Annotated in this window: 24 protein-coding genes; 10 read left to right on the top strand and 14 right to left on the bottom strand. The window is 70.0% G+C overall.

Translation table 11 applies throughout. The features are described 5' to 3' along the window. Position 1: 1 nt before the first annotated feature. Positions 2 to 1,240 carry an amidohydrolase family protein gene (locus tag ACQP2T_RS30150; RefSeq protein ID WP_433519427.1) on the bottom strand — a complete coding sequence of 413 codons (1,239 nt, stop codon included), beginning with the start codon at positions 1,238 to 1,240 and terminating at the stop codon, positions 2 to 4. Positions 1,241 to 1,398: 158 nt separating this feature from the next. On the opposite strand from ACQP2T_RS30150, the gene ACQP2T_RS30145 reads away from it, so the two are divergent. Beyond that, positions 1,399 to 2,436 carry an Lrp/AsnC family transcriptional regulator gene (locus ACQP2T_RS30145; RefSeq protein ID WP_433519426.1) on the top strand — a complete coding sequence of 346 codons (1,038 nt, stop codon included), beginning with the start codon at positions 1,399 to 1,401 and terminating at the stop codon, positions 2,434 to 2,436. Positions 2,437 to 2,527: 91 nt separating this feature from the next. On the opposite strand, the gene ACQP2T_RS30140 is transcribed toward ACQP2T_RS30145, so the two are convergent. Then, complete coding sequence (locus ACQP2T_RS30140) at positions 2,528 to 2,884, bottom strand: Lrp/AsnC family transcriptional regulator (protein WP_433519425.1); 357 nt, start codon at positions 2,882 to 2,884, stop codon at positions 2,528 to 2,530. On the opposite strand from ACQP2T_RS30140, the gene ACQP2T_RS30135 reads away from it, so the two are divergent. Continuing rightward, positions 2,879 to 3,325 carry a hypothetical protein gene (locus tag ACQP2T_RS30135; protein WP_433519424.1) on the top strand — a complete coding sequence of 149 codons (447 nt, stop codon included), beginning with the start codon at positions 2,879 to 2,881 and terminating at the stop codon, positions 3,323 to 3,325. The genes ACQP2T_RS30140 and ACQP2T_RS30135 overlap by 6 nt on opposite strands. A gap of 92 nt (positions 3,326 to 3,417) precedes the next feature. On the opposite strand, the gene ACQP2T_RS30130 is transcribed toward ACQP2T_RS30135, so the two are convergent. The 8 genes from ACQP2T_RS30130 to ACQP2T_RS30095 all read right to left on the bottom strand — a co-directional run bounded on the left by ACQP2T_RS30130 (position 3,418) and on the right by ACQP2T_RS30095 (position 13,083). Then, on the bottom strand, positions 3,418 to 3,876 hold the full coding sequence (locus tag ACQP2T_RS30130) for a hypothetical protein (protein WP_433519423.1): 459 nt from the start codon (positions 3,874 to 3,876) through the stop codon (positions 3,418 to 3,420). Positions 3,877 to 4,152: 276 nt separating this feature from the next. Next, entirely contained in the window at positions 4,153 to 5,577 is a 1,425-nt protein-coding gene (gene rox, locus ACQP2T_RS30125; protein ID WP_433519849.1) for a rifampin monooxygenase, read from the bottom strand. Positions 5,578 to 5,878: 301 nt separating this feature from the next. Next, positions 5,879 to 6,526: a TetR/AcrR family transcriptional regulator gene (locus ACQP2T_RS30120; RefSeq protein ID WP_433519422.1), complete on the bottom strand. Its 648-nt coding sequence runs from the start codon at positions 6,524 to 6,526 to the stop codon at positions 5,879 to 5,881. A 32-nt stretch (positions 6,527 to 6,558) separates the two neighbouring features. Next, positions 6,559 to 8,058, bottom strand: a complete 1,500-nt coding sequence (locus ACQP2T_RS30115) for a bifunctional 3-(3-hydroxy-phenyl)propionate/3-hydroxycinnamic acid hydroxylase (protein ID WP_433519421.1) — start codon at positions 8,056 to 8,058, stop codon at positions 6,559 to 6,561. Beyond that, positions 8,055 to 10,079 carry an AMP-binding protein gene (locus ACQP2T_RS30110; RefSeq protein WP_433519420.1) on the bottom strand — a complete coding sequence of 675 codons (2,025 nt, stop codon included), beginning with the start codon at positions 10,077 to 10,079 and terminating at the stop codon, positions 8,055 to 8,057. Before ACQP2T_RS30110 ends, ACQP2T_RS30115 begins: the two co-directional genes overlap by 4 nt. Beyond that, on the bottom strand, positions 10,076 to 11,035 hold the full coding sequence (locus ACQP2T_RS30105) for a fumarylacetoacetate hydrolase family protein (protein ID WP_433519419.1): 960 nt from the start codon (positions 11,033 to 11,035) through the stop codon (positions 10,076 to 10,078). Before ACQP2T_RS30105 ends, ACQP2T_RS30110 begins: the two co-directional genes overlap by 4 nt. After that, positions 11,032 to 12,177 carry a VOC family protein gene (locus ACQP2T_RS30100; RefSeq protein WP_433519418.1) on the bottom strand — a complete coding sequence of 382 codons (1,146 nt, stop codon included), beginning with the start codon at positions 12,175 to 12,177 and terminating at the stop codon, positions 11,032 to 11,034. Before ACQP2T_RS30100 ends, ACQP2T_RS30105 begins: the two co-directional genes overlap by 4 nt. A 15-nt stretch (positions 12,178 to 12,192) precedes the next feature. Beyond that, a complete protein-coding gene (locus ACQP2T_RS30095) occupies positions 12,193 to 13,083 on the bottom strand; it encodes an MBL fold metallo-hydrolase (protein WP_433519417.1) in 891 nt (296 codons plus the stop codon). A 110-nt stretch (positions 13,084 to 13,193) separates the two neighbouring features. Here ACQP2T_RS30095 and ACQP2T_RS30090 point away from each other — a divergent pair, with 110 nt between their 5' ends. Genes ACQP2T_RS30090 through ACQP2T_RS30080 form a run of 3 tightly spaced genes read left to right on the top strand, consistent with a single transcriptional unit; the run spans position 13,194 to position 15,728 of the window. After that, entirely contained in the window at positions 13,194 to 13,904 is a 711-nt protein-coding gene (locus tag ACQP2T_RS30090) for a DUF3159 domain-containing protein (protein WP_433519416.1), read from the top strand. After that, the gene (locus tag ACQP2T_RS30085) at positions 13,901 to 15,166 is read left to right on the top strand and encodes an alkyl sulfatase dimerization domain-containing protein (protein ID WP_433519415.1); all 1,266 of its coding nucleotides are present in this window, start codon (positions 13,901 to 13,903) and stop codon (positions 15,164 to 15,166) included. Before ACQP2T_RS30090 ends, ACQP2T_RS30085 begins: the two co-directional genes overlap by 4 nt. 28 nt (positions 15,167 to 15,194) lie before the next feature. Beyond that, a complete protein-coding gene (locus ACQP2T_RS30080; protein ID WP_433519414.1) occupies positions 15,195 to 15,728 on the top strand; it encodes a GNAT family N-acetyltransferase in 534 nt (177 codons plus the stop codon). A gap of 56 nt (positions 15,729 to 15,784) precedes the next feature. On the opposite strand, the gene ACQP2T_RS30075 is transcribed toward ACQP2T_RS30080, so the two are convergent. After that, entirely contained in the window at positions 15,785 to 17,056 is a 1,272-nt protein-coding gene (locus ACQP2T_RS30075) for a serine hydrolase domain-containing protein (RefSeq protein WP_433519413.1), read from the bottom strand. Between the two features lie 257 nt (positions 17,057 to 17,313). Between ACQP2T_RS30075 and ACQP2T_RS30070 the strand changes: the two genes are divergently transcribed. The 5 genes from ACQP2T_RS30070 (at position 17,314) to ACQP2T_RS30050 (ending at position 22,515) form a co-directional block, all read left to right on the top strand. Then, positions 17,314 to 18,720, top strand: a complete 1,407-nt coding sequence (locus ACQP2T_RS30070; protein ID WP_433519412.1) for a sulfatase-like hydrolase/transferase — start codon at positions 17,314 to 17,316, stop codon at positions 18,718 to 18,720. Positions 18,721 to 18,771: 51 nt separating this feature from the next. Beyond that, on the top strand, positions 18,772 to 19,737 hold the full coding sequence (locus tag ACQP2T_RS30065; RefSeq protein ID WP_433519411.1) for a tripartite tricarboxylate transporter substrate binding protein: 966 nt from the start codon (positions 18,772 to 18,774) through the stop codon (positions 19,735 to 19,737). 1 nt (position 19,738) lies between these two features. Next, the gene (locus ACQP2T_RS30060) at positions 19,739 to 20,209 is read left to right on the top strand and encodes a tripartite tricarboxylate transporter TctB family protein (protein ID WP_433519410.1); all 471 of its coding nucleotides are present in this window, start codon (positions 19,739 to 19,741) and stop codon (positions 20,207 to 20,209) included. A gap of 2 nt (positions 20,210 to 20,211) precedes the next feature. Continuing rightward, positions 20,212 to 21,714: a tripartite tricarboxylate transporter permease gene (locus ACQP2T_RS30055; RefSeq protein ID WP_433519409.1), complete on the top strand. Its 1,503-nt coding sequence runs from the start codon at positions 20,212 to 20,214 to the stop codon at positions 21,712 to 21,714. A 114-nt stretch (positions 21,715 to 21,828) separates the two neighbouring features. Then, entirely contained in the window at positions 21,829 to 22,515 is a 687-nt protein-coding gene (locus ACQP2T_RS30050; protein WP_433519408.1) for a FadR/GntR family transcriptional regulator, read from the top strand. 84 nt (positions 22,516 to 22,599) lie between these two features. Here ACQP2T_RS30050 and ACQP2T_RS30045 read toward each other — a convergent pair whose 3' ends face one another. From ACQP2T_RS30045 to ACQP2T_RS30035, 3 genes are all read right to left on the bottom strand, one after another. Beyond that, positions 22,600 to 23,124 (bottom strand): hypothetical protein, encoded by a 525-nt coding sequence (locus ACQP2T_RS30045; RefSeq protein ID WP_433519407.1) that lies wholly within the window; start codon positions 23,122 to 23,124, stop codon positions 22,600 to 22,602. Between the two features lie 173 nt (positions 23,125 to 23,297). Further along, positions 23,298 to 23,654 carry a hypothetical protein gene (locus ACQP2T_RS30040; RefSeq protein WP_433519406.1) on the bottom strand — a complete coding sequence of 119 codons (357 nt, stop codon included), beginning with the start codon at positions 23,652 to 23,654 and terminating at the stop codon, positions 23,298 to 23,300. A gap of 141 nt (positions 23,655 to 23,795) precedes the next feature. Further along, entirely contained in the window at positions 23,796 to 23,978 is a 183-nt protein-coding gene (locus tag ACQP2T_RS30035; protein WP_433519405.1) for a hypothetical protein, read from the bottom strand. Between the last annotated feature and the right edge of the window lie 45 nt (positions 23,979 to 24,023).

Genomic DNA, 24,023 nt, shown 5'->3' with positions numbered 1-24,023 from the left:
CTCAGAGCAGGTTCTTGCGGATGACTCCGGCCTGAGCGACCAGGACGACGTTCTGCGGACTGCCGAGGAGGGAGATGTCGGCGAGCGGGTCGCCCGCCACGACGACGAGGTCGGCGATCTTGCCTGTCTCGACGGTGCCGAGGGTGTCGGCGAGGCCGAGCAGTTCGGCCGAGGCGCGGGTGCCGGCGACGATGGCGGCCATCGGCTCCATGCCGAGTTCGACGAGGTGGGACAGTTCCCGCAGGTTGAACCCGTGGGGGGTCACACCCGCGTCGGTGCCTACGGCGATCTTGACGCCCTGGGAGATGGCGTGGGCGATGTTCTCCTTGGTCGCGCCCGCCCAGCGGGACTTCTTGCGATAGTGGTATCCGGGCATGCCGGCCGGGTCGAGCGGCCGGAACGCGGTCGCCAGGGTCGGCACCAGGAACGCGTCCTGCTGACGGGCGAGGTCGCACAGCTCATCGGTGATGCCGTAGGCGTGCTCGATACTGGTGACTCCGCTGAGCAGAGCGTTGCGGATCCCGGCGGCTCCCTGCGCATGGGCGGCGACCTTGCGGCCACGGTGGCGGCGTCCCTCGGTGACCGCCGCCCGCATCTCCTCTATGGTCAGCCCCTCATCGTCGGGATCGTCGTGTGGGCTGCCCATGCCTCCGGTGGCGCACACCTTGATCACATCGGCGCCGTCCCGGAGCATCCTGCGTGCGGCCACGCGTACTTGGTCAGGGGTGTCGGCGAGCTCGGCGAGCCAGGGAACGGCGTTGACCCCGCTGGGCAGCGTGCAGTCCGCGTGGCCGCCGGTATGCCCGATGACCTTGACGGCGACCTGCATGCGAGGTCCTTCGATGAGGCCTTGCTCGATGGCCGTGCGGAAGCCGGCGGGGGTGCCGCCCAGATCGCGGACGGTGGTGACTCCCGCGTGCAGGGTCTCGCGCAGCCGGCCCGCTGTGGCGAACACGTCCACCACCGGGTCCGCGCCGAGCCCCTCGGTCAGCCCACGGCCGGGAGTCATGGCCATATGGACGTGACAGTCGAAGAACCCTGGTAGCAGGGTGTGCCCGGTCACGTCGATCACGACCGCCTCGGAGACGGCCGGCGCCTCGGCGGCGGGGCCGGCATAGCGGATCCGGCCGTCCTCGCCGACGATGACCGTGGCGTTCGGAACGGGCGGGGCGCCGGAGCCGTCGATGAGAACGGCGCCTTCGAACCGCACGGATGTGTCACAGGCCGAAGCCCAGGTCATTGGCTGTCTCCAGGGAGTGAGTTCGCGCCGGTGGCGTGGAGCCCTTAGCCCGGTAGTCTCGGTATGGCATTCGCCGCACCCAGGAAAATCGCCGGATTTTTTCACCACGGCCGGCTGAATGCCGGATTCAGCCCAACCTTGGAATGCAGGGATGTGACATGGCCGACCGGCCGGACTCCACCGCGCAGCTGCCCGACGAACTCGACTTGGCGATCGTCAACGCCCTGCAGATCCACCCCCGAGCCCCGTGGTCGCTCATCGGCGAGGTCCTGCAGGTCGACCCGGTCACGGCGGCACGGCGCTGGCGCCGGATGCAGTCCGTCGGCCATGCCTGGGTCACCGGCTTCCTCACCAACGGGTTCACCCAGGAATGCGGGGCGATCCTGGAGATCAGCTGCCGTCCAGGACGCGTCATCGAGGTCGCCGAGACCCTGTCGGCGGATCCTCAGGCCTACGGCGTCAAACTCATGAGCGGACGCCGGGACCTGGTCGCGTTGGTCGTGGCGCGCAACCTGGAGGAACTGTCGCACTACCTGCTGGAACGACCGGGCCGGCTACCAGGCGTGGCACGCATGGGCAGCTACCTGATGGTCGGTGACGCGCGGGCCAGCAGCCGCTGGCGGCTGCGAAACCTGGAGCCCTCCGCGGCCGCTCGCCTCAGCGAGGCGGCGCGCCCGCGACCGGCCCCGCCCGTCGCGCTGCGGGAGGCGGACCACGCCCTCGCCGGCGCGCTGGCCAGGGACGGCAGGCTGGGCCTGGCCGAACTCGCCGCGGAGATCGGCACCAGCCTCGCCACCGCCCGCCGCCGGATGAACGCGCTGCTGGGCAGCGGTCAGCTGACGCTGCGCTGCGACATGGCGCGGCCGCTGTCGGGCTGGCCGGTCACCGCCTGCTTCTGGGCACGGGTGCCGATGGACTCACTGGCGGAGACGAACAAGGAACTGGCCGCCATCCCCGAGGTCCGGGTCGCCTTTCTCACCGCCGGGCCGCAGAACCTGTATCTGGAGGCATGGTTGCGTACCACGTCGGACGTGGTGCGCTTCGAGGAGCGACTCACCGCCCGGCTGCCCCGCATGACGGTCGACGACCGCGCCATCACCCTGCGGGTCATCAAGCACAGCGGACGAATCCTCGATGCGGCGGGCCGGTGCGTCGACACCATTTCCCCGTTCTCGGCGATGCCCCAGCACCGCTGATCACCCCCGCATAGAGTGCCGCCTTTGTGGAAAACGTGACGGCCGCGGCATCAGGATCAGGTGGCACCTGGTTGAAGAAGGTGGCTGTGGTTCAGCGGGAGGGGGCCGGGACGCGCATGCCGGGTGGGCTTTTGACGGTGTGCAGGACCAGCGAGCTTTCCATGCCTTGGACGTCCGGGAGTGTGGCGATCGTGTCGGTCAGGTAGGTGTAGAGCCCGGCGATGCTGGGTGTGGCCACGGACGCGTACAGGTTGCGGTTGCCGGTGATCGCCGCGGCGAACGCCACTTCGGGGTGGGCGGCGAGCGCGGTGCCGGTGGCCTGGATCCGCGCGGGTGTGACGGTCAGCCAGAGCAGCGTACGGATGTGCAGGCCGAGGCGGGCGCGGTCGGTATCGACATCGAAGTAGAGCACGCCGGTGTCGCGTAGGTCGGTGATCCGGCGTTGCACCGTGCCATCGGCTACCGCTACCCCTTGGCGCGCCGGGACGCCCACCTCCCGGTGGCCGACGAGCCGGGCCGCTGGCGCGGCGAACCTGGGACGCGGCTGCCGCACCTGTGGCTCACCGGCGTCTCGACGCTCGACCTCGTCCGCGATGGCCGCTACCTGCTGCTCACCGGTACGGCCGGACAGGCTTGGGAGCAGGCCGCGCGCGAAGCCGATCCCGCGGGCGACTTCCTCGACGTGGCACTCCTGTCCCGCGGCACCGATCGCTGCGGAATCGGCGAGGACGGCGCCCTGCTGGTCCGGCCCGACCACGTGATCGCCTGGCGCGCCACGCACGCCACCCCGCATGCCCTGGCGGCCGCCTTGACGCGGGCTTTGGGTCATCCACCCGGCTCATATCCGGCGGCCGAGGGAGCGGCTTCGCAGGCGGCGGGACAAACGTAGCCGAGGCTGGTCCGGCCGTCGTCGACGTCCTGGAAGGGAAAGGCCGTCCGTTCCCCGGCAAGGGAGACGGACGGCCTCGGGTTCAGCGGTGGCTAGAACTTGTGCCAGCCTCCGAAGTCGCCGCCTCGGCCCTCGCTCCCGTAGAGCCCGACGCGGAGATCGCGGTAGTCGTCCCGGTCGAACCGGTAGGAGTAGCGGCGCCCCTCGAAGGCCTTGACCCAGCGATAGTGCACGTCGCCGTCGTCGTCCTGCCACTTGAAGCGGACCCAGTTGTAGTCGTCGTCCCCGTCCACGATCACAATGGCGAAGACGAAGACGACGTCACCGGACCGATCGCGGTGCCATTCCCCCTTGATGTAGCTGCGGTCGCCCCGGTCCTCGCCCCGGCCGAAGCCCGAGTACCACCGGAAGCCGTTCGAACTGGCAGCCGTCGCGGTCGCCGTGGCCGCCGCCCCGGTCGTCGCGGCGTTCGCGGCCGGCGCGAGGGCCAGACCCGCTGCCAGGGAGCCGACGACGGCGCCCCCGGCGAGAATGCTGCGAATCTTTCGCATTCCGTCCTCCTGATTAGTCGTGATGCCCAGTAGTCGTTCCGGACGGACATGAACGTAGGCGGTTTCCTGCCGCCGTTCTGCGTAAAAATCCACACTCGCCGCAACTGTGCCGTTTTACCACCTCAGGGGCCACATGAATGGTGACAGGCCCGTATATTCGGCGTCTACAAAATGCCTACAGAATGTCTGCTTATCCGGCGACTACGGATTCCGAAAAACGCCAAAGAGCTGGTCCCGCCGATGAACGCCTGGACCCGGAGCCCACACCAGGAGGGATCAGTTGGCGGGCTTGCCGAACCAGCGGGAGAGGTGGTCGTCCAGGTCCTGCTGATCGTCGCCGATCCAGGCGACATGGCCGTCGGGGCGTAGCAGGACGCACGGGACGTCCAGTGCCGCGGTGGGATCCGCGAGGTGGTCGACCCGGTCCGACCAGCCGCCGACGGTCAGGCGTTCGGTACGGTCCAGCAGCAGGCCGCGGCCGCGGTGCAGCAGACCGTACAGGTGGCCCTGTTTCACGTCGATGTCGCGCAGGCGGCGGCCGAGCAGGTCGGGGCCCGCACCGAAGTCGTAGCGGATGCCGATCGCGGTGATCTTCTCGATCAGACGGCGGTTCACCTCGTCGAAGTCCATGAGTTCGGTGAGCAGCCTGCGCACGGCCTGCGGGCCCGGTTCGGTGGACTGCAGTTCCATCTGGGCGCGGGTGTTGTCCAGTACGGCCTCGGCCACCGGATGACGTTCGGCCTGGTAGGTGTCCAGCAGTGTTTCCGGTGCCCAGCCGCGGATCTGGGCGGCCAGTTTCCAGCCGAGGTTGACCGCGTCCTGGACGCCCAGGTTGAGGCCTTGTCCGCCGATGGGTGGATGGATGTGTGCCGCGTCGCCGGCCAGGAGCACCCGCCCGACCCGATAGCGTTCGGCCAGCCGGGTGGCATCTCCGAAGCGGGACAACCAGCGCGGGGAGTGCACGCCGAAATCGGTTCCGGCGATGGCGCGCAGCTGTTGCCGGAAATCGTCGAGGGTGGGCGGTTCCGCGCGGTCGCTGACTCCCGCGGCGGGGACGACGACGCTGTAGACGCCTCGGCCGAAGGGCCTGAGCCAGAATGGCTTATGGGTGTCGTGGAGTTGGGCCACCTTGGCGGTGACCTCCTCCTGTGGCACGCCCACTTCCATCTCGCCCATCAGCGTCTCGGTCCGTGAGGGCTCGCCGGGGAAGCCGACGCCGAGCAGTTTGCGCACCGTACTGCGCCCGCCGTCACAGCCGATGAGATAGCGCGAACGCAGGCATTCGCCGTCGGCCAGCTCGACGGTCACCCCCTCGTCGTCCTGCTCGAGATCGACCACCGCGCGACCGCGCCGGACCTGCGCACCCAGGTCGATCGCGTGTTCTTCCAGCAGGCGTTCGATGACCGGCTGCGGGATGCCCAGCAGGTAGGCGTGCGCGGAATCCAGGCCCTTGGGCGCGGGTTTGGGGATGGCGGCGAAGAATCCGGCGGCCGGACGCTGTCTTCCGTGTTCGAGCATGCGATCCAGCAGCCCGCGCATCGCCATCAGCTCGAGACTGCGAATATGCAGACCGACTATGCGGACGAACGACTTGGGCTCGGTTTCCTTCTCCAGAACGAGTACGCGCACATCGTGCAGCCGAAGTTCGGCGGCCAGCATCGCGCCGGTCGGGCCGCACCCGGCGATGATCACGTCGAACAGGGGCGCGCCATTGGAGGCCGGCGACCGGAGTCCGGGGACGTCGCGCTCGACCGTGTCGTTCGACGACGGCTCGGCGGGGAACTGCGGGGAGTGCATAGGTGTTGCCTTTCGGGAGTGCCTTGGTGGCGAGGCGCTCCCGGCGACACCTACGTCAATCGCCGGCCGTGACCGGAAGGGAGAGCACCCACATCGATACAGCGTTCATGGGTCTCACCTCCTGGGGCGGTGTCACGGTCGACTGCAAGCTACAAGCCCGAGCAGCATCCCGTCCAATCCTTTTCCAGCCACGTGATCATGACTCTCAGATCGACGCGGGCGGAGGCTCGTCGGCCGGGAGCGGCAGCGTCACGATGCGGCGTGCCTCCGTTTCGGCCATGCCGAACATCCGCAGGACGTTGAGCACGGTCTGGTCGGCGACGTCGTCGACCGAGGCCTTCGGGTCGGTGGCGCAGAGGTGCATCGTGGCGATCAGGCAGCCCGCGGTGCAGGCGAGCGCGACCCCGACGTCGTCGATGACGAAGCGGCCGGCGGAGATGGCCGCCTCGATGTCGTGCCGGGCATGCGGAGCATGGCCGTACGGCGCTTCCAGCAGCGCACCCCTGCTGTTCATCATCACCTGCGCCAGCCTGGGGCGGGTGCGGACGAGCCGGCCGGTGAGCCGCATCGACGTCGCGAAGACCTCGGCGGGGTCGTCGACGCCGGCGAGCAGCCTCTCCAGCCAGGCGGCGTGGGTCTCGAGCGCCTCGGCGATCGCCGCGTCGAGGAGTTCGGCCTTGGACGAGAAGTGGTTGTAGAACGTACCGAAGCCGACGTCTGCGGCATCTGTGATCTGCTGGATGCTGACCTCGAAGTCACCGCGCTCGGCGTAGATCTCCTGCGCGGCCTCGATCAGCGCCCTTCGGGTGCGCAGCTTGCGCCTCTCTCCACGCGACGACTGCTGTTCCGGCATGGTCGAAATCGTAGCCGGGGCGAGCCCGTTACTCACCGCAGCACCCCGGACGGTCCCGCGGCCTTGATCACGCGGTCGGGGTCGACGCTGACCCAGGCGACGCCGGCGTTCCGCAGCCAGCGGGCGAGGAACCGTTCGCCTTCGCCGCCCTCCGGATCGACGGTCAGCCAGGCCGATGGCAGGGCGTCGGGGACGGCTGCGAGGTCGGTGCCGGGGAGCGCGACGACCGCTGTGCGGTCGCCGAGCACCCGGTCGACCAGTACGGATTCGCCGTCCGGGCCCGGCAGGCGTACGAGCGGGAGGAGCGCGCCTCGTACGCTGCGGGGGGTGCGCCGCTGGACTCGGGGGCCGGGTGTGAGCGGCGGGCTGCCGGTGTCCAGTACGACCCGCCGGGCTGTCCGGGAGTGGGCGAGGGCGAGCAGGAGACGTCCGCGCACCAGCTCAGCGGTACGGCCGCCACCGGTCATCAGCCGGCCGACGGTCTTGGCCTGTTTGATCATCGCCGTGGCGTGCGGCCGGCGTTCGGCCTCGTAGGAGTCGAGGAGCCCCGGCGCCGCGCGCCCGCGCAGCCGCGCGGCCAGCTTCCAGGCGAGGTTGTGCGCGTCGCGGAGCCCGGCGCACAGGCCCTGGCCGATGAACGGCGGTGTGACGTGGGCGGCGTCGCCGGCGATGAAGACCGGGCCCGCGCGCCAGCGGCGGGCGACGCGGGCGCGGAAGAGGTATTCCCGGCACTTCACCAGCTCCAAGCGGTCGTCCGGGATGCCGCGGACCCACGGGTCGATGAGCGAGCGAAGCGCCGGGATGCCGTCGTAGTCGTCGGCGCTCTCGCCGTCCAGCAGCTGGAACTCCCAGCGGTAGCGGTCCGGACCGATGCGCATGTACGTGCCCGCCCGGTGCCGGTCGCACACCTGGTGCACGCCGTCCCAGGCATCCAGAGCCGGCTCGCAGCGGACATCGACGACCAGCCAGCGCTGCTCGAAGCCCAGATCGTCGCTGTCGATGGCGAGTTGTGCGCGGACGGTGCTGTTGGCGCCGTCGCAGCCGATGAGGTACGGGGCCCGCAGCTCGGCCGTCGCGCCGTCCGGCTCGCCCACGTGTGCGGTTATCCCGTCGGTGCCGGTGTCGAAGCGGAGCAGCTCGTGGCCGCCGAGGACGGTCACCTCCGGCAGGCGCTTGAGGTTGTCGCGCAGCAGGCGCTCCAGGACCGGCTGGTCGAACATGTTCGCCTGAGGAAGCCCGGCGGCCGTCCTCCGCTCGCGGGAGAAGGTGGCCAGCTCACGGTGGCGCCCGTCGACGAGCCGCAGCCCGGCCGCGGGACGGGTGTGCGCGGCGAACTCCTCGCCGATGCCGACCTGGTGGAGTATCCGGTACACCTCGTCGTCGACGTGGACGGCCCGCGGGAGCGGATAGATGTCATGGTGACGCTCGACGACCGCGACCCGGCACCCGTACTGGCCGAGCAGGGTCGCGGCTGTCAGGCCCGTGGGACCGCCGCCGATCACGATCACGTCCCATGGGCCCTTCGTGATCACTGTTCCGTCTCCTCGGTGTCCATGCGTATCCCGACGTCGTAGCCGCGCAGCACGGCGGCCGCGTCGGCCTCGGCGCGGCCCGTCAGCCGCACGACCAGCCGCCCGGCCTCGTGGCGGACGCCGACCTCGACGCCATCGATGCCGTGCTCGGCGAGCTCGGCACGGAAGTGCCGGGCGGCCGCCGCCTCGCGCAGCGCGGGCTTGAACGGCTTGCCGATCTCGGTGACCGGGATCGCGTCGAGCACAATGATCGACTTCGGGCGCGCGGCCGGCTCGCTGATGTGCTCGGCGGCCCAGGCCGTCAGTTCCGCCACCGTGATCCCAGGGGTGGAGAGCGCGACAAAGGCCACCGGGACCTCGCCGGAGGTGCGGTCGGGCCGGCCGACGGCACCGACGGCGGCCACGGCGGGGTGACCGAGCAGGGCGTCCTCGATGACGGCAGGGTCGATGTTGTGGCCGCCGCGGATGATCAAATCCTTCTGCCGGCCGCGGAGATGGATCCGCTCGTCGCGTACGAAGCCGAGGTCCCCTGTACGCAGCCGGCCATCGACGACGCCGTCGGCGGACACCCACCTGCGGTCACCGTCGCGCCGCGCATACCCCGCGAACACGGTCGGCCCGCCGATCATCAGCTCGCCCGTCTCGCCCGCGGGCAACGGCCGCACCGTCCCGCTCGCCTCATCGACCTTCGCGGCGACCACCGTCTGGTACGGCAGCCGCTGCCCGACCGAGCCGGGGCGCACGTCGCCCGGCAGGGTCGCCGACGACGCGCAGGTGGCCTCGGTGAGGCCGTAGCCCTCAAGCAGCCGCAGCCCCGTCGTTTCGGTGAACATCCGCCGCACGCTGTCCGGCAGCGGCGCGGCGCCGACGACCGGGAGTTCGAGCGAGCTGATGTCGGCGTCGACCGGTATGGCGGACAGGTAGGCGTAGACGGTCGGCACCGCCGACATGGCGCGGGGCCGGTAGTGCTCGACCAGTCGCCAGAACCCGGCGTACAGCTTCGGGTCGCGATAGCCCAGCGGGCCCGGCCAGATCGACCGCGCTCCGGACACCAGCGGTGCGAGGGCGGTCACCAGCAGCGCGTTGACGTGGAACAACGGCAGGCCGGCGACGATGCCCTGCCCCTCGCCGGAGCCGCCGGCGACCGCGAGGCTCCACGCCATCACCGCCTGGTTGCGGTGGGTGTGTGCGGCCACCTTGGGGCTGCCGGTCGTGCCTCCGGTGTGGAAGAACGCCGCGAGATCGTCGGGCGCCGGCGGCGCGGCGGGCAGTCCGGCGGGCGCGGCCGGTCCGTCGGCCACCAGGTCGTCGAGGCGTACGGTGCGCAGCCCCGGACGGGCCTCCAGCACGGGCACCGAGGCTCGGCCGGCGTCGTCGGGCCCCGCGACTCGGTCGGCGCGGTCCGACTCCGCGACTCGGCCGGCGCGGCCCGACTCCGTGACTCGGCCGGGGCAGTCGGGCGACAGCGCGACGAGGACCTCGATGCCGAAGTCGGCGGCGCTGTCCAGGAGGCGCTTCCACAGCGCCTCGTCCAGCTCGGGACCGGCGGCGACCAGGACCCGGGAGCCGGTCAGGCGCACGATGTGCGCGACGTGGCGCACGTCGAGCGCGGCGTTGACCGGGGCCGCGATCCCGACGGCCTCGGCCGCGAGTGTGGCCGCGAGGAGGTCGCCGCAGTTGGGGGCCATCAGCGTGACCGCGTCGTCGCGCCCGATCCCCAGCCCGTGCAGCGCGTGGGCGACCGCGTGCACGCGATCGAGCAGTCCGCCGAAGCTCACCGGCACGTGGTCCTCGATCACGCTCGCGTCGGGAATCCACACCGAGTGCGGCGCGTCGGGCCAGCGCCGCGCGGCCCGTACGAGCAGGTCGTAAGTCGTGAGCGCGAGGTCGCGGTCGGCGAGCGGGACCCGCTCGATCTTGTGGAGGTCGGCCACCGAGGTCAGCGGGGGCAGTGAGGGAAGCGGGGACAGCGGGGACAGCGGGGACAGCGGGGGCGGACCGGCCGCCGAACCCGGCGTCACAGGGCGGTCCTTCGCGCCGGTCCGCGCACGACGTTGGACTGCTGGCCGAGGTCGATACCGCGTACGGGGTCGGTGATGGTCGCGGCGACCACGTCGCCGTCCTTCAGGTAGTCCGGATTGCCGGCCTGCCGCTTGAAGAACACCCTCCACTTCACCGCGGCGGGCAGCAGCGCGCCGATCTTCTCGGCGACAGGTCCCGGGGACTTGAGGGCGGTGCCGCCCGGCGTGCCGGTGAGCAGCAGGTCGCCGGGGTCGAGGGCCTGGAAGCGGGCGAGCAGGGTGAGCGCGCGGGCGGGCTTGACGATCATGTCGGCGACGGTGCTGTCCTGGCGGACCTCTCCGTTGACGCTCAGCGTCAGCCGCAGCCGCTCCAGTCCGGCCAGCTCCTCGCCGTCGACGAGGGTGAGGAACGGGCCGACCGGGGTGAAGGTCGGGTAGGACTTCGACTCGTAGAACTGCGTCCGGGTCAGCTGGATGTCGCGGGCGCTGATGTCGTCGGCGACGACGATGCCCGCGACGACGTCGGCGAGCTCGTCCTCGGCCACCGCCTCGCCGACGTCGATCCGGCGCCCGATCACCAGGCCCAGCTCGACCTCGTAGTCGAGGAACCGGACGTGCTCCGGGCACCGGATGTCGTCGGTGGGCCCGCAGACCGAGCCGGACGACTTGCGGAAGAAGGCCGGCGGCACGGCGTCCGGGTCGAAGCCGGAGTCGTGTGCGTGACCGCGGTAGTTGACCATCTGGGCGACCACCCGGGCCGGCGCGGTGACCGGGGAGAGCAGGTCGGCGTCCGCGAGCAGGGGGCCCTCGAGGTCAGGTGCGCTCGCGGCCTTGCCGACCGCCGGGCGGTCGGCCAGGAGTTCGCGGGTGGTGGTCGCGTCGGTCGGGATCCGGGTCAGCCGGCCGCTGTGCTCGACCCACCAGCCGTTCTCGGTGCGAGCCACGTTGATACTCATGCCGCCATCGCTTTCGCCAGTGCCTTCAGCACGTCTTTGTCGATCTCGTTGGCCTCGTCGCGTAGCGCCTTGAGAAGGGCGGCGACCATGCCGGGAGTGGGCTTGCCGCGCAGGAAGTCGCGGGATACGGGCGGGCCCCACTGGGCGAGCCCGCTGGCGCTCATCGGCGCCCAGCCCGGGTCCAGAGAGCTGTCGAAGAGATCACCGTCGGCGTAGTGCTCGACCATCATCCGGTCGGGGTCGCGCCAGTAGTCGAAGATCTGGCTGCCCTGGATGTGCCGGCCGATGCCCCAGACGCGGCGGTAGCCCCGCGCGGCGAGGTGCTCGCCGCCCGCGGCCACCGCGTCGAGGTCGGTCACCTGGTAGGCCGAGTGCACATAGCCGACGCGTGGCCCGAGGTGCATGGCCAGCGTGTGGTGGTCGGCCGGCACGGACCCGAGGTCGCAGCGCAGGAAGGCCATCGTGGGCCCGCGATCGCGGAGTTCGTCGAGAAACAGGAAGTCGCTCACGATCAGCCCGAGCACCTCGAGATACCACTCCAGCGCGCGCCGGAACTTCGTCGTCTCCAGTACGACGTGCCCGAGCCGCTGAACCTGTGCCGCGGCCCGCGGCGGCCGCTGGGCGGTGTTGACCCGGACCGGCTTCGTGCCGACGTTGAGGTCGAGCGGCTCGCGCTCGGCCAGTGCCGCGGGCCGATCCAGGCCGGCGACGACCCGTACCGGGAAACCGCTCGGGTCGGTCAGCTGGACGCCCTGACCACCCTGGACCGGGAGTACGTTGGCGCCCGCCCGGCGGGCCAGCCGCCGCACGTCGGCGACGGACTCGGCGACGAACGTCGGCCCGACGAAGCGGGCCTGGCGGCCGCGGCGGATGACCAGACAGGGCAGCGCCGACCAGGTGCCGCGCAGGCTGAGCCGGTCCGGCGTACGCGAGTGCGCCACGAACCCGAAGTCGCGGGCGAAGCGCTCGGCCCGGTCGAGGTCGGGCTTGACGAACTCCAGCCAGCCGAGCTCCACCACCTTGATCACCGGGTTGCGGGCCCTTCCCGGATGCTCCCCGCGCAGAGCACCGAGCTCACTGTGCAGCCCGTGGTGGACGTCTGCCGGCTCGGCCGCGCCGACCGGCATCTCGATCTCCATCATCGGCGAAACTCCCTTCTAATGGACCGGTCGCGACGCCCCGGGGGCGTCGCCGACAGTGACCGACAGCAGGTCGTGCCCGACCGACACCCGCCCTTCGAACCCGCCTCGGCGCACCTCGTCCTCGAACTCGGCCACCTGCTCCTGCGACGTCGGAGCGGGGATCAGATGCGTCAGCACCAGGTGCGGCACGCCGACGCGCTTGGCCATCGCGCCCAGCGCCACGGTGTCGGCGTGGTAACTGAAGATGGTCTCGAAGCGGGTCCCTGCCACGAGCTCCGCCAACGCCGAGCTGCGGCACGCCTCATGGACCAGGACGTCGGCGCCGGCCGACAGCGCCTCCACCTCGTCGCAGACCCGCGTATCTCCGGAGACGACGACCACCCCGTCCGGCGTCGTCACCCGGTAGGCGACAGCCTGCTCGACCGGCTCGTGCCGCACCCGTACGGCCTCGACGCCGACCCGGCCGCAGGGGCTGCGCCAGACCTCGGCCGGGGCGTCGGGCAGGTCGAACCAGTGGCCGATCACCTCGGGCGGGCCGTCCTGCACATGCTGTACGCGCACGTCGACGTCGTAATCGTTGGCCGCCAGCACGCGCCGTACGAACCCGGGAGCGTGCCCGTCGACCGCCACCACGGGGAGGGGGCCGGTGCCGTGCATGTGGTCCTGCACCCACCGCGTGTGCACCAGGTCGGCGACGTCGCTGACGTGGTCGCTGTGCAGATGCGTGAGCAGAAGGGCGGACAGCTGGTATGGGCCGATCCCCGCCTGGGCCAGCCGCATCAAGGTGGAGCGCCCGGCGTCGATTTGAAGGTAGACCTCGCTGTGGCCCACCAGCACGCCGGGTCCAGCGCGATCCGGGCTCGGGAAAGGCACGCCGGTGCCGGTCAGCGTCACGGTGGTGGTCATCTGTCTGGCTCCTGTCGTCGCGACCCTTTGACAAATGATGAAGTTATCAGTTCTGATGTGTCAACCAATACTGATCCATGTGTCACTTACAGGCATGAGAGCAGGCGCCGATGACCGAGACCGGCACAGACAAGGCACACAACCCGTTCCCCGGACCGCCACGCCGCGCGGCCGACGTCGTACGCCACATCGTCGACGCGCTCGCCGCACCCGCGGCGTTCCTGATGGTCGAGTCCGGCAACGGCGCCGCGTGGGGCGCGATCGTCGCGCTGGTGGTGGCCCTGGCGGTGGGCGCGATCCGCAGGTACCGCGGCGACTCGCCGGCCGTCGTCATGCTGTCGACCTCGATCGTGGCCCTGCACAGCGTGAGCGCCATCGCCTCCGGCGAAGGGCGCGCGTTCTACTTCCCCGAACTCGTCATCAACGTCGCCGGCCTGGTGGCGTGCGCCGTCTCGCTGCTGATCGGGCGGCCGCTCACCGAAGCGGTTTGCCGCAAGGCCGGGATAGAGCCGTCCCGGACGGCCGGCGACCCGGCCGTCCGGCGCCGCCACGTCCGCCTGACCGCGGGCTGGGTCGTGCTGTGGGTGAGTCACCTCGTGCCGCTCGGCTACCTCTACGCGGCGAACTCACTCGTCGGACTCACGCTGGTCAGCGCGCTGTTCAGCAAGCCGTCGCTGCTGGCGATGGCCGGCTTCACCGTCGTGGTCGTACGCCGGGCCGTGCGGCGGGACCTGTACGCCACCGGCGCCGCACTGGATCATGATGTGGTGACGGTCACGCCCGAAGGCCGTCCGGCACCCTGTGGAAAGGACCCGTCATGACCTCCTCGATTCTCAAGCTGGCCGATGAGATGTGGGCCGACCGGCGCGAGCCCACCTCCATAGCGGAACCCGTCATGGCCGACGCCGAGGAGGTCGCCGACGGGGTGCTGATGGTGCCCGGCTTCGGGCATGCTTTCGCCCTCCGGCACGAGCACGGAGTCGTCCTCTTCGACACCGGCGTCAAGCTGCTCGCTGACAAGCTGCACGAGCGGGTGACCGCGTGGGACTCCGGGCCGGTCACCCACGCCGTCTACTCCCATGGTCACGTCGACCACGTCGGCGGACTCGGCCCCTTCGACGCCGCCGCCGATGCCCGCGGCGTGCCTCGCCCGCAGGTGATCGCGCATGACAACGTACTCGCGCGCTTCCGGCGCTACGCCGACACACAGGGCTACAACACGATCATCAACCGGCGCCAGTTCCGCATCCCGGACCTCGTCTGGCCGGCCGAATACCGGGAGCCGGACGTCACCTTCTCCGGCACCCATGTGGTCGAGGCCGGTGGCCTCCGCCTCGAACTCACCCACCACCGGGGCGAGACAGACGACCACGTGGTCGGCTGGCTCCCCCAGCAGCGGATCCTCTTCCCCGGCGACCTGTTCCTCGGTGTCGCCCCGAACGCCGGCAACCCGCAGAAGGTGCAGCGCTACCCCGTCGACTGGGCCGCCGCCCTCCGCTGGATGGCCTCGCTCGACGCCGAGCTGATGCTCGGCAGCCACGGCATCCCCGTCGTCGGCGCCGATCACGTACGTGAGGCCCTGGAGAACACCGCCCGCTACCTGGAGACCCTCGTCGACCAGACGCTCGCCTGCCTCAACGACGGCGCGACACTGGTCGAGACCCTGCACCGGGTGCGGGTGCCGGACGATCTGGCCGCGCTGCACTACCTCCAGCCGCTCTACGACGAGCCGGAATTCATCGTCCGCAACGTATGGCGCCAGTTCGCCGGCTGGTACGACGGCAACCCCGCCCACCTCAAGCCCGCCACCGACGCCGCCCTCGCCACCGAACTCGCCGCGCTCGCCGGCGGCGCCCAGGTCCTCGCCGACCGCGCACTGGAGCTGTCCCGTGCCGGCGAGCACCGGCTGGCCTGCCACCTCGCCCAGCTCGCCGGCGATGCCGCCCCGCAGGACAAGGCCGTCCACACCGCCCGCGCCGAGGTCTACGCGCTCCGCACCGCCCAGGAGCGCAGCACCATGTCGATCGGCATCTTCAGCTGGGCCGAGGCCGAATCGCGGGACATCCTGAACGGCCCTGGCTAGCTCGCGACGAGGTTGTATGCGATAGAACATGGCGATGCTGACTGGAAAGCTTGTCCGCCTCCGCGCCGTCGAACCCACGGATTTCGAGAGCATATGGCGCTGGAGTCACGACGCCGAGGTGGTGCGCTGGATGAGCGGCGGTTACCCCGAGTCGTTCGTTCAGGCGCGGGAGCGGCTGGCAGCGGCGCCGCGCAACAACTACGAGAATTGCCGCTTCATCATCGAGGCGCTCGACGATCAGCGCGCCGTCGGGTTCGTGCGGCTCAGGGATGCGAAGCCGGAGACCGGAAACGCCGAGCTGGACATCCAGCTCGGCGAAAAGGATGTCTGGGGACGTGGCTTCGCCACTGAGGCGATGCGCCTGATGTGCGGGTACGGCTTCCACGAGATGCGCCTGCACCGGATCACTTTGGACGTCGCGGCAGAGAACACCGCGGCGCGCCGTGTTTACGAGAAGGTGGGCTTCGTCGAGGAGGGCCGCCTCCGCGAGTGCTTCCGCCACGATGGCAAGTGGCACGACATGATCATCATGGGCCTCCTCGAAGGCGAACTCCGCGGCTGATCCGCGCCACATGGGTGTCGTCGCGGTCGCACGCGAACCGGATCACGCGGGCTGTCTCAACCGAGGCAGGACCGGACAGCCTTGGCCAGGTTCGACGCCCGCGGGTCGTCGGGCCGGAAGTTCCAGAGGTTCGTGACGTAGCCGAAGCCGACACCGGCCTCGGGGTCGCCGAGGGCGATCGATCCGCCGGAGCCCGGGTGGCCGAACGACCCCGGCCCGATCATCGGCGCCGGAGGGCATGCCCGCCCGAAACCCAGGGACATGTAGAAGGAGCGGTCGGCCGGGATGTCCAGGCCCGGCGGCAGTCCGTACATCCGTGTCTTGTCGGTCTGGACGACTGTCATCCTCTCGACCGTCGACGGATCGAGCAGCCGCACTCCGTCGACGTCGCTGACCGTGGCGGCGTACATCCGCGCCAGCGAGTGCGCGTCCGCGAGCATGTTGGCGGCCGGGAACTCCGCCGCGCGCCAGGCACGCGTCAACGTATACTCCCCGGACGCGTTGTCCAAGGCGCCACCGAGCTCGCCGGCCCGCATCTGGATCGAGCCCGGACTCCACATCGATTCGACCCACGCGGTGACCCTCTCCGCATCGAGCCCGGTCGTCGCGATCATCCCGGCGAGCAGTTCCTCCACGCTGAACGGAGCGGCGTAGTGGAGCCGGGCCACCCGTTCCTCGTGTTCCTCGGGCAGCCCGATCCAGGCGCTCAGCCCGAGCGGGGCGGCCACCTCCTCGGCGAAGAACGTGCCCAGGGACTTGCCGCTGATCCGGCGCACGACCTCCCCGACCAGGAACCCGAACGTGACGGCGTGGTAGACGTGCTCGGTGCCCGGCCGCCACAGCGGCTTCTGCGCCTCGATCGCACGGATGACCGGGTGCCACGCGCACGCCTGCTCGAACGTCAGTGGTCCGTCGACGAGCGGGAGACCGGCCTGGTGTGACAGCAGCCAGCGCACTTTGATCTCTTCCTTGCCGTTGGCGCCGAACTCCGGCCAGTACTGGACCACCGGGGCGTCCAGATCCAGCTCACCGCGCTGTGCCAGCAGATGGGCACAGATCGCGGTAGCGCCCTTCGTCGTGGATGCGACGTGGACGATGGTGTTGTCGCGCCACGGCCGGTTCGCCTCGCGATCGGCGAGCCCGCCCCACAGGTTGGCGACGGGGCGGCCGCCCACGTAGACGCTGCACGCCGCGCCGACCTCGCCGGGGGCCTCGAAGTTCGCGCGGAACGCGTCAGCGAGCTTTCCCCAGCCTTCCGCCACACCGTGCTCGAGATCGTCACCATCACCGCTCACGGAGGCGTTGTCGTGGTCCTGATCGGCTTTCATTTGGATATCCATCCCCTCGTTACGGTTTGTCGCCCGGGTACCGCGGCCCGACTCCTTGGCAGCCAGCATGGAGGGCTGACGCAGCGTCAAGGTCAAGCCCACAGGGGAGATTCGATTCGTCCGCGTACGCCGATCGTCCGCAACCCGGCACGGACGTGCAGGGCGACATCGCCCCCGCGCCAAAAGATTGTACCTTTCGGCCGAAGATGCTACCTTTCCCGGCAATCGCAAGGAATGGGGAGTACGGATCGATGGCTGTGAGCCCGAGACCTGACCGGCCGAATGTGGTGATCTTCGTCGGAGACGACCACGGCTATGGCGACCTGTCGTGCATGGGATCACCCACGGTGCGAACGCCGCGATTGGACGCGCTGGCGGCCTCGGGCGCCCTGCTGACCAACTGGTACTCGAACTCGCCGGTCTGCTCACCCTCGCGGGCGGCCCTGCTCAGCGGCCGATATCCGGGGAACGCGGGCGTACGGTCGATTCTGCAGGGGTATCGGACGACGCCGGGCCTGAGCCAGGACGTGCCGACGCTCGCGAGCGCGCTGCGGGAGGTCGGTTACCGCACCGAACTGGTCGGAAAGTGGCATCTGGGCCTGACCCCGGAATCGCGGCCGGAGGCTCACGGGTTCGACCGGACGTTCGGGCATCTGGCCGGGGCTGTGGACTACTACTCGCACATCCACTACAGCCCGAACAACCGCCGGGTGAGCATGAACGGCGAGACCTATTTCGGCACGCCGCTGCACGACCTCTGGGAGAACGGGAGCGAGATCCACCTCGACGGTGAGTACCTCACCGACCTGGTGGCCGACCGCGCGACGCGCGCCGTGCGCGAGGCCGCCGCGGCGCGGTCGCCGTTCTTCCTGTACGTCCCGTTCAACGCCCCCCACTATCCCCTGCACGCGCCGGCGAAGTACAAGGAACGCTTCGCGCACCTGCCATGGGATCAGATGATCATGGCGGCGATGATCGGCGCGCTCGACGACGCCGTCGGCGCGGTCATGGACGAGCTGGATCGCCAAGGCGTGCTGGACAACACGCTCGTGCTCTATATGTCCGACAACGGGCCGTCCCGCGAGATCCGCAACTGGATGGACGGCAGCCAGACTCCGTACCGCGCCAGCAGCTCCGGCGGGCTGAAGGGCCACAAGTTCAGCCTCTTCGAGGGCGGCATTCGGGTACCGGGCATCGTGAGCTGGCCCGGCGTGATCCCCGCGGGGCAGGTGGTGGAGGAACCGCTGGCCGCCATGGACGTGTTCCCCACCGTGCTCGCCGCGGCGGGCGGGGAGCCGGAGAAGTACGAGTGCGACGGCCACGACGTCCTGCCCGTGCTCACCGACGGCGCCCGATCGCCGCACGAGCACCTGTTCTGGGAGCAGGGCGTGCAGACGGCGACCCGGCGCGGCCGATGGAAGCTCGTCCTGGACGGCCAGCTCGAAGAGGGCCTGCCCCCGGCCGAGCCGGTGTTCCTCGCCGATCTCGCCGATGACCCCGGCGAGACGGTGAACCGGGCCACCGAGCACCCGGACCTCGTGGCCGAGCTGACCGCGGCGGCCACGAGCTGGCGCGACGGCATCGAACAGCGCTGGAGCGCCGAATGGCTGCCGCGCATCCCGGACCACGACACCCACGTGTTCCCACCCGGCGTATCAAAATGACCGAGCCCGCGCCCTCCCCCGGCGCGGGCGACCTCGAGAAAGATCCGCACCATGAGGTTGCGTACCATCCCGGCCGCGGCGTCGGCCGGACTGCTGCTCGTCACGAGTTGTTCCCTGACCGAGGCCCCGTCCTCCTCCGGCTATCCCTCGCAATCGATCTCCATCATCGTCCCCGTCCCGGCGGGGTCGTCCACCGATCTGTCCACGCGTGTGCTGGCACCCTGCCTGGAGCAGCAGCTCAAGGCCACCATCGTGGTCGAGAACCGCGAGGGCGGATCCGGCGCCGTCGGCAACGGCGTGTTCGCCCGCGCCAAGGCCGACGGCTACACGCTCGTGTCGACCACCGCCGCCAACGCCGTCCTGCCGCCCATCCTGGAAGGCGACGTCGGCTACACCGTCGACAGCTTCCGGCCGGTCGGGATGATCGGCACGGCGCCGGTCGTCCTCGTGGTGCCGAAGGCCTCCTCCTTCAAGACGGCGAAGGACCTTTTCGCAGCCGCCAAGACCGGCGCCGTCAAGCTCGGGATCCCGGGCAAGACGAGCGTGCCGGGCATCTCCGCCGGCGCCCTGATCGGCTCCACCGGGCTGAAGCTCACGCCGGTGCCCTTCGACGGCAACGGCGGCACCATGACGGCCGTGCTCTCCGGCGAGGTGCAGGCCGGTTACCTGTCGGCCGACGCCGCGGTGGTACTCCCCCGCGTGCAGTCTGGCGAGGTGCGCGTGCTCGCCACCGCCGCCACCGAGCCGATCACGACCATGCCGGACGTGCCGACGCTGAAGTCCCTGGGGTATGCCGATCTTCCGTACGCCGACTCCTTCTGGTTCCTCGCCACCCAGCCCAAGACCCCGGACGACGTCGTCGGCCGGCTGGCGGGCGCGATGAAGACCTGCATGACGTCCGAGAAGGTCGTCACCGGTCTGGGCAAGGGCGTGGCGCCCGCCTCCTTCATGGACGGCGCCCAGGTCACCACGCTGCTGCGGCAGGCGGCCTCGGACTACGCCAAGAAGCGCGGCTGACATGGCCGCTCCTTCCGACCTCCGGTCCGGCCGGATCGGCTTCGCGCTTCTGACGCTCCTGGCCGCCGTCGCCACCACCGGCGCGTTCACCACACTGGACTTCGGCGGCCCCGCCGAACCCGGTCCCGGGTTCTGGATCGGCTGTGTCTCGGCCGCCACCCTCGCGTTCACCCTGACGGCGCTGCTGAACCCGCGCCTCGTCATCGACGGGGTCAGCCGTATCACGCGCGCCGACGGGCTCGCCGTCGCGGCGGCCCTTCCCCTGCTGGCACTGACGCCGCCGATGCTCACCCTGCTCGGGCTCACCGTCACCACGGCGCTGACCTGCCTCTACTGGTTCATCGTGATCACCAGGACCGCCCCTGTCCGCAGCCTGATCGGAGCGGCCGCGATCACGACGGGGATCGTCGTCGTCTTCATCGAACTGCTCCACGTGCCCACCCCGCTGGGCACCCTGACCGGGATCCGGTAGTCATGGACATCCTCCAGAATCTGGCCGACGGGCTGCAGGTGGCCCTCGCCCCGCAGAACCTGCTGTTCGTCCTGCTCGGCGTGTCCGTCGGCATGATGGTCGGGGTCCTGCCCGGCCTCGGCCCCGCGCCGACCGTCGCGCTGCTGCTCCCGATCACGTTCGGCCTGGAGCCGTCCACCGCGGTGATCATGCTGGCCGGCGTCTACTACGGCGCCATGTACGGCGGCACCATCACCTCGGTGCTGCTGCGCATCCCCGGTGAGGCGGCCTCGGTCGTCAGCACCGTCGACGGGCACGAAATGGCCCGGCAGGGCCACGCGGGTCGCGCGCTGGGGCTCGCGGCCATCGGCTCCTTCGTCGGCGGGCTGGTCGCCACCTGCTGCCTGGTGCTGTTCGCCCCCGCCCTGGCCGGCTTCGCGCTGAACTTCGGCTCGCCCGAATACACGGTCCTGGCGCTCCTGGGCCTGATCCTGGTCGCCTACACCTCCGCGGGGACCATGGTGAAATCGCTGGTGGCGGTGGGCATCGGCCTGCTGCTGGCCTCCATCGGGCAGGACCCGATGTCGGGCGCGAGCCGGTGGGCGTTCGGCGTGCCCGACCTCATGGGCGGCATCGACATCGTGGCCGTGATCATGGGCCTGTTCGGGCTGACCGAGATCCTCGTCAACATCGTCGAGAACCGGCGCGGCGTGTCCACGACCAACGCCGTCGGCCGGGTGCTGCCCACGGGCCGCGACCTCAAGGACAACACCGGGGCCATCGGCCGGGGCTCGCTGATCGGCACCGGGCTCGGGCTGGTGCCCGGTGGCGGCGGGGTGCTGGCGTCGCTGGTCTCGTACGGCGTGGAGCGCAAGATCTCCCGTACGCCGGAGCGGTTCGGCCACGGCGCGCCGCAGGCGGTGTCCGGGCCGGAGACAGCCAACAACGCCGCCAGCATCTCCAGTTTCATCCCGCTGCTCACGCTCGGATTCCCGCCGAACGGCGTGCTCGCCGTCATCTTCGGCGCGCTGCTGATCCAGGGCGTCACCCCGGGGCCGACCTTGATCTCCGACCACCCGGACATCTTCTGGGGTGTGGTGGGTTCCATGGTGGTCGGCAACCTGATCCTGCTCGTCATGAACATCCCGCTGCTGCCGGTCTTCGTACGGATCGCCAAGATCCCGCCCGCCGTGATGTCCACGCTCACCGTGGCGATCCTCATCGTCGGCGCGTACACCATCAACGGCAACACCTTCGACGTCGCCGTCATGGTGGCCGCCGGCCTGGCCGGCTATCTCCTGCGGGGCATCGGTGTCCCGCCCGCGCCGATCGTGCTGGCCTTCATCCTGGGCCCGATCTTCGAGACGAACTTCCGCCGGTCGCTGGTGCTCTCCGACGGCGGCTTCGGCATCTTCGCCTCCTCGCCGACGGCCGTCGTGCTGCTCGCTCTGACGATACTTGTCCTCATCAGTACGGCGCTGCCTTTGGTCCGTCAGCGCCGCAGGACCCTCGAAGCGGAGAACTGACCGGTGACCGTACCCGCTCGGCCCGGCATGAGTCCCCGGCACGACGTCGTCCGAACGGCCCGGCCCCAGGGCGGGGCGGCGAATGGCCGTCCCGGTGACGAGTAGGGTGATCGTATGTCGGCTGCGACTCTCCATTCGGCGGTTCTCGACGCACTGGGTTCGGACATCGTCAGCGGAGAACTGCCCGCCGGATCCGTCCTCACCCTGGAGAGCCTGCAACAGCGATACTCCGTCTCCAGAGGGGTGGCGCGTGAATGCATGCGCATCCTGGAATCGCTGCGCATGGTCACCTCACAGCGCCGCACCGGCATCTGCATCTCGCCTGAGCGGCAGTGGAACGTCTACGACACCCGGGTGATCCGCTGGCGCCTGGACAGCAAGCACCGCGCCGCCCAGCTCCGCTCGCTCACGGAGCTGCGCCTTGGCATCGAGCCGATCGCGGCGCACCTGGCCACCCTGCGGGCCTCCGCCGACGAGCGCGAGGCACTCCGCGCCGCGGCGCAGGACATGCGCCGCTACGGCACGACGCATCGCCCGATGCGTTACCTCGCCGCGGACATCGAGTTCCACCGGATCATCCTCGGCGCCTCCGGCAACGGGATGTACACCGCCCTCGCCGATCCGATCGCGGAGGTCCTCAGGGAGTCACCGACTCACGGCCGCTCCGACTACCCGGTCCCCGAGACCATCGGCTATCACGAGGCCGTCATGGAAGCCATCTGCGCCGGGGACCCGGACGCCGCCGAGCGGGCGATGACCACCCTCCTCAGCGATGTCCGCAGCGCGTTGAGACTGCTGTAGAGAGCCTCGGCGCATCCTGGGCGTCAATGATCCGAGCCTGACACCTCCTGGGCTGGGGTGTCAGGCTCGGTTACCGTGTGGGGCTCAGAGCTTGCGGATCGATACGGCGTTGTCGCCGATCCCGCCGCCCCGGGGGTACACGCACAGGTAGGTCTGTACGACGGCGACGACGGTCCAGCCGGGCGGCGCCGATTGGACGCCGCAGATGATGAGGGTGCGGCCGGAGGGCAGACCGTTGATGTTGGTGAGGGTCTGCTGGTTGTTGAGGACGCCGTTGGGGGTCTTGCTGATTTCACAGTTGAAGGAGTAGGACAGCGCCGTGGCATAGAACCCGGCCGGAGGCGGAGGCGTGATGCAGGTGGTCACCGTGCCGCCCGCGGCGGTGTCGCTGATGACCTGGAGGGTTTTCGCGTTGTAGTAGATGGTGCCGGGCTGGCCACACTGGTACCAGTCGAAGTAGGCCGTCGGCATCGAGCCGGTGGGGATGGGGGCGTTCGCGCAGACGTTCGAGCTGGGGCCGAGCATCCGTGCCGATCCTTCTGCCGGGAAGGGAGAAAGACACATGACGGCGGCCGCCGCGACGACGATGGCGGTCAGCAGTCTTCTCATCGGCTCTCCTGTCGAATCGATGTTGGGGGGGGACATCACGGCTCATCATTACCGGGCATCTGCCTCCGAGAAATGCTTATTGTTGCCCAAAAGCGCGAATGTCATTTTTTGTCACGCATATTGCGCGTTTCGGCGAAAACTGCGATACTCCAGCCATAAATAGGATATGCGGCTCAGCTATTTAAGGTATTGACCTTAATGCCCGCACTCCGGCGGCCGGGACGGCGGGACAGGAGTGGATTCGCACGCGAGGACTCAGCACGCGGCAGGCGTTCGTCCTGAGCCACCTCACCGCCGACCCCGGCGCCATCCAGCGCGGCATCGCCCGGGCGACCCCGCTCATAACCGGGCGCGACGAGGCGATGGCCGCCTGTCCAGATCCAGACGCGATTCCTCACCGCGGCGGCATGAAGGGCACCCACCTTCGAAGCCGCGATCACGGCTGTTGCCTGATTCCCTCCGGCGGCGAGTTCGCCGGAGAGGCGGTTCGCCGCGGGAGAGGTGAACCGGCGTTCCAGTTCCGCCAGCACGATCCGTTTGCGGACCTCCTTGAAGAGAGTGCGGTATGCCGACCATCACTCTGGGACCCGGCAGTGATCGCCGACCATCGATAAATGGCCACGAATACCGGAAACCCGCCAATGTGCCGCACGCACGCGGGGCGGGCGTGGTTACTTCGCGCCGCCGCGCAGATCCGCTTGGTATCGGCCCGGAGTCCGGCCGACTACCTCGGTGAAGCTCGAGGGGTTGGACCACCCCCACTGCGTCACGGTCTCGGCGACAAACCGGCCGTCGGTGAGATGGACCAACGCGTAGTGGATACGCAGGATGGTGCGCCGGCGGTGGAAGCTCATATTCGGCCGCGTAAGGCACGTTGGCTGGCACAGCGGGCATGTTGC

This window comes from Nonomuraea sp. CA-143628 (assembly GCF_050942315.1).
GTDB lineage: Bacteria > Actinomycetota > Actinomycetes > Streptosporangiales > Streptosporangiaceae > Nonomuraea.
Note: the sequence above shows the minus strand (reverse complement) of the source record. Positions and strands in the feature narration are given on the sequence as shown.

Bases quoted from the DNA above. Each gene is read 5' to 3' on its own strand.
- ACQP2T_RS30150 (WP_433519427.1), bottom strand. From the start codon at position 1,240: ATGACCTGGGCTTCGGCCTGTGACACATCCGTGCGGTTCGAAGGCGCC.
- ACQP2T_RS30145 (WP_433519426.1), top strand. From the start codon at position 1,399: ATGGCCGACCGGCCGGACTCCACCGCGCAGCTGCCCGACGAACTCGAC.
- ACQP2T_RS30130 (WP_433519423.1), bottom strand. From the start codon at position 3,876: ATGCGAAAGATTCGCAGCATTCTCGCCGGGGGCGCCGTCGTCGGCTCC.
- ACQP2T_RS30120 (WP_433519422.1), bottom strand. From the start codon at position 6,526: ATGCCGGAACAGCAGTCGTCGCGTGGAGAGAGGCGCAAGCTGCGCACC.
- ACQP2T_RS30105 (WP_433519419.1), bottom strand. From the start codon at position 11,035: ATGAGTATCAACGTGGCTCGCACCGAGAACGGCTGGTGGGTCGAGCAC.
- ACQP2T_RS30100 (WP_433519418.1), bottom strand. From the start codon at position 12,177: ATGATGGAGATCGAGATGCCGGTCGGCGCGGCCGAGCCGGCAGACGTC.
- ACQP2T_RS30095 (WP_433519417.1), bottom strand. From the start codon at position 13,083: ATGACCACCACCGTGACGCTGACCGGCACCGGCGTGCCTTTCCCGAGC.
- ACQP2T_RS30090 (WP_433519416.1), top strand. From the start codon at position 13,194: ATGACCGAGACCGGCACAGACAAGGCACACAACCCGTTCCCCGGACCG.
- ACQP2T_RS30085 (WP_433519415.1), top strand. From the start codon at position 13,901: ATGACCTCCTCGATTCTCAAGCTGGCCGATGAGATGTGGGCCGACCGG.
- ACQP2T_RS30080 (WP_433519414.1), top strand. From the start codon at position 15,195: ATGGCGATGCTGACTGGAAAGCTTGTCCGCCTCCGCGCCGTCGAACCC.
- ACQP2T_RS30075 (WP_433519413.1), bottom strand. From the start codon at position 17,056: ATGAAAGCCGATCAGGACCACGACAACGCCTCCGTGAGCGGTGATGGT.
- ACQP2T_RS30065 (WP_433519411.1), top strand. From the start codon at position 18,772: ATGAGGTTGCGTACCATCCCGGCCGCGGCGTCGGCCGGACTGCTGCTC.
- ACQP2T_RS30060 (WP_433519410.1), top strand. From the start codon at position 19,739: ATGGCCGCTCCTTCCGACCTCCGGTCCGGCCGGATCGGCTTCGCGCTT.
- ACQP2T_RS30055 (WP_433519409.1), top strand. From the start codon at position 20,212: ATGGACATCCTCCAGAATCTGGCCGACGGGCTGCAGGTGGCCCTCGCC.
- ACQP2T_RS30050 (WP_433519408.1), top strand. From the start codon at position 21,829: ATGTCGGCTGCGACTCTCCATTCGGCGGTTCTCGACGCACTGGGTTCG.
- ACQP2T_RS30045 (WP_433519407.1), bottom strand. From the start codon at position 23,124: ATGAGAAGACTGCTGACCGCCATCGTCGTCGCGGCGGCCGCCGTCATG.
- ACQP2T_RS30035 (WP_433519405.1), bottom strand. From the start codon at position 23,978: ATGAGCTTCCACCGCCGGCGCACCATCCTGCGTATCCACTACGCGTTG.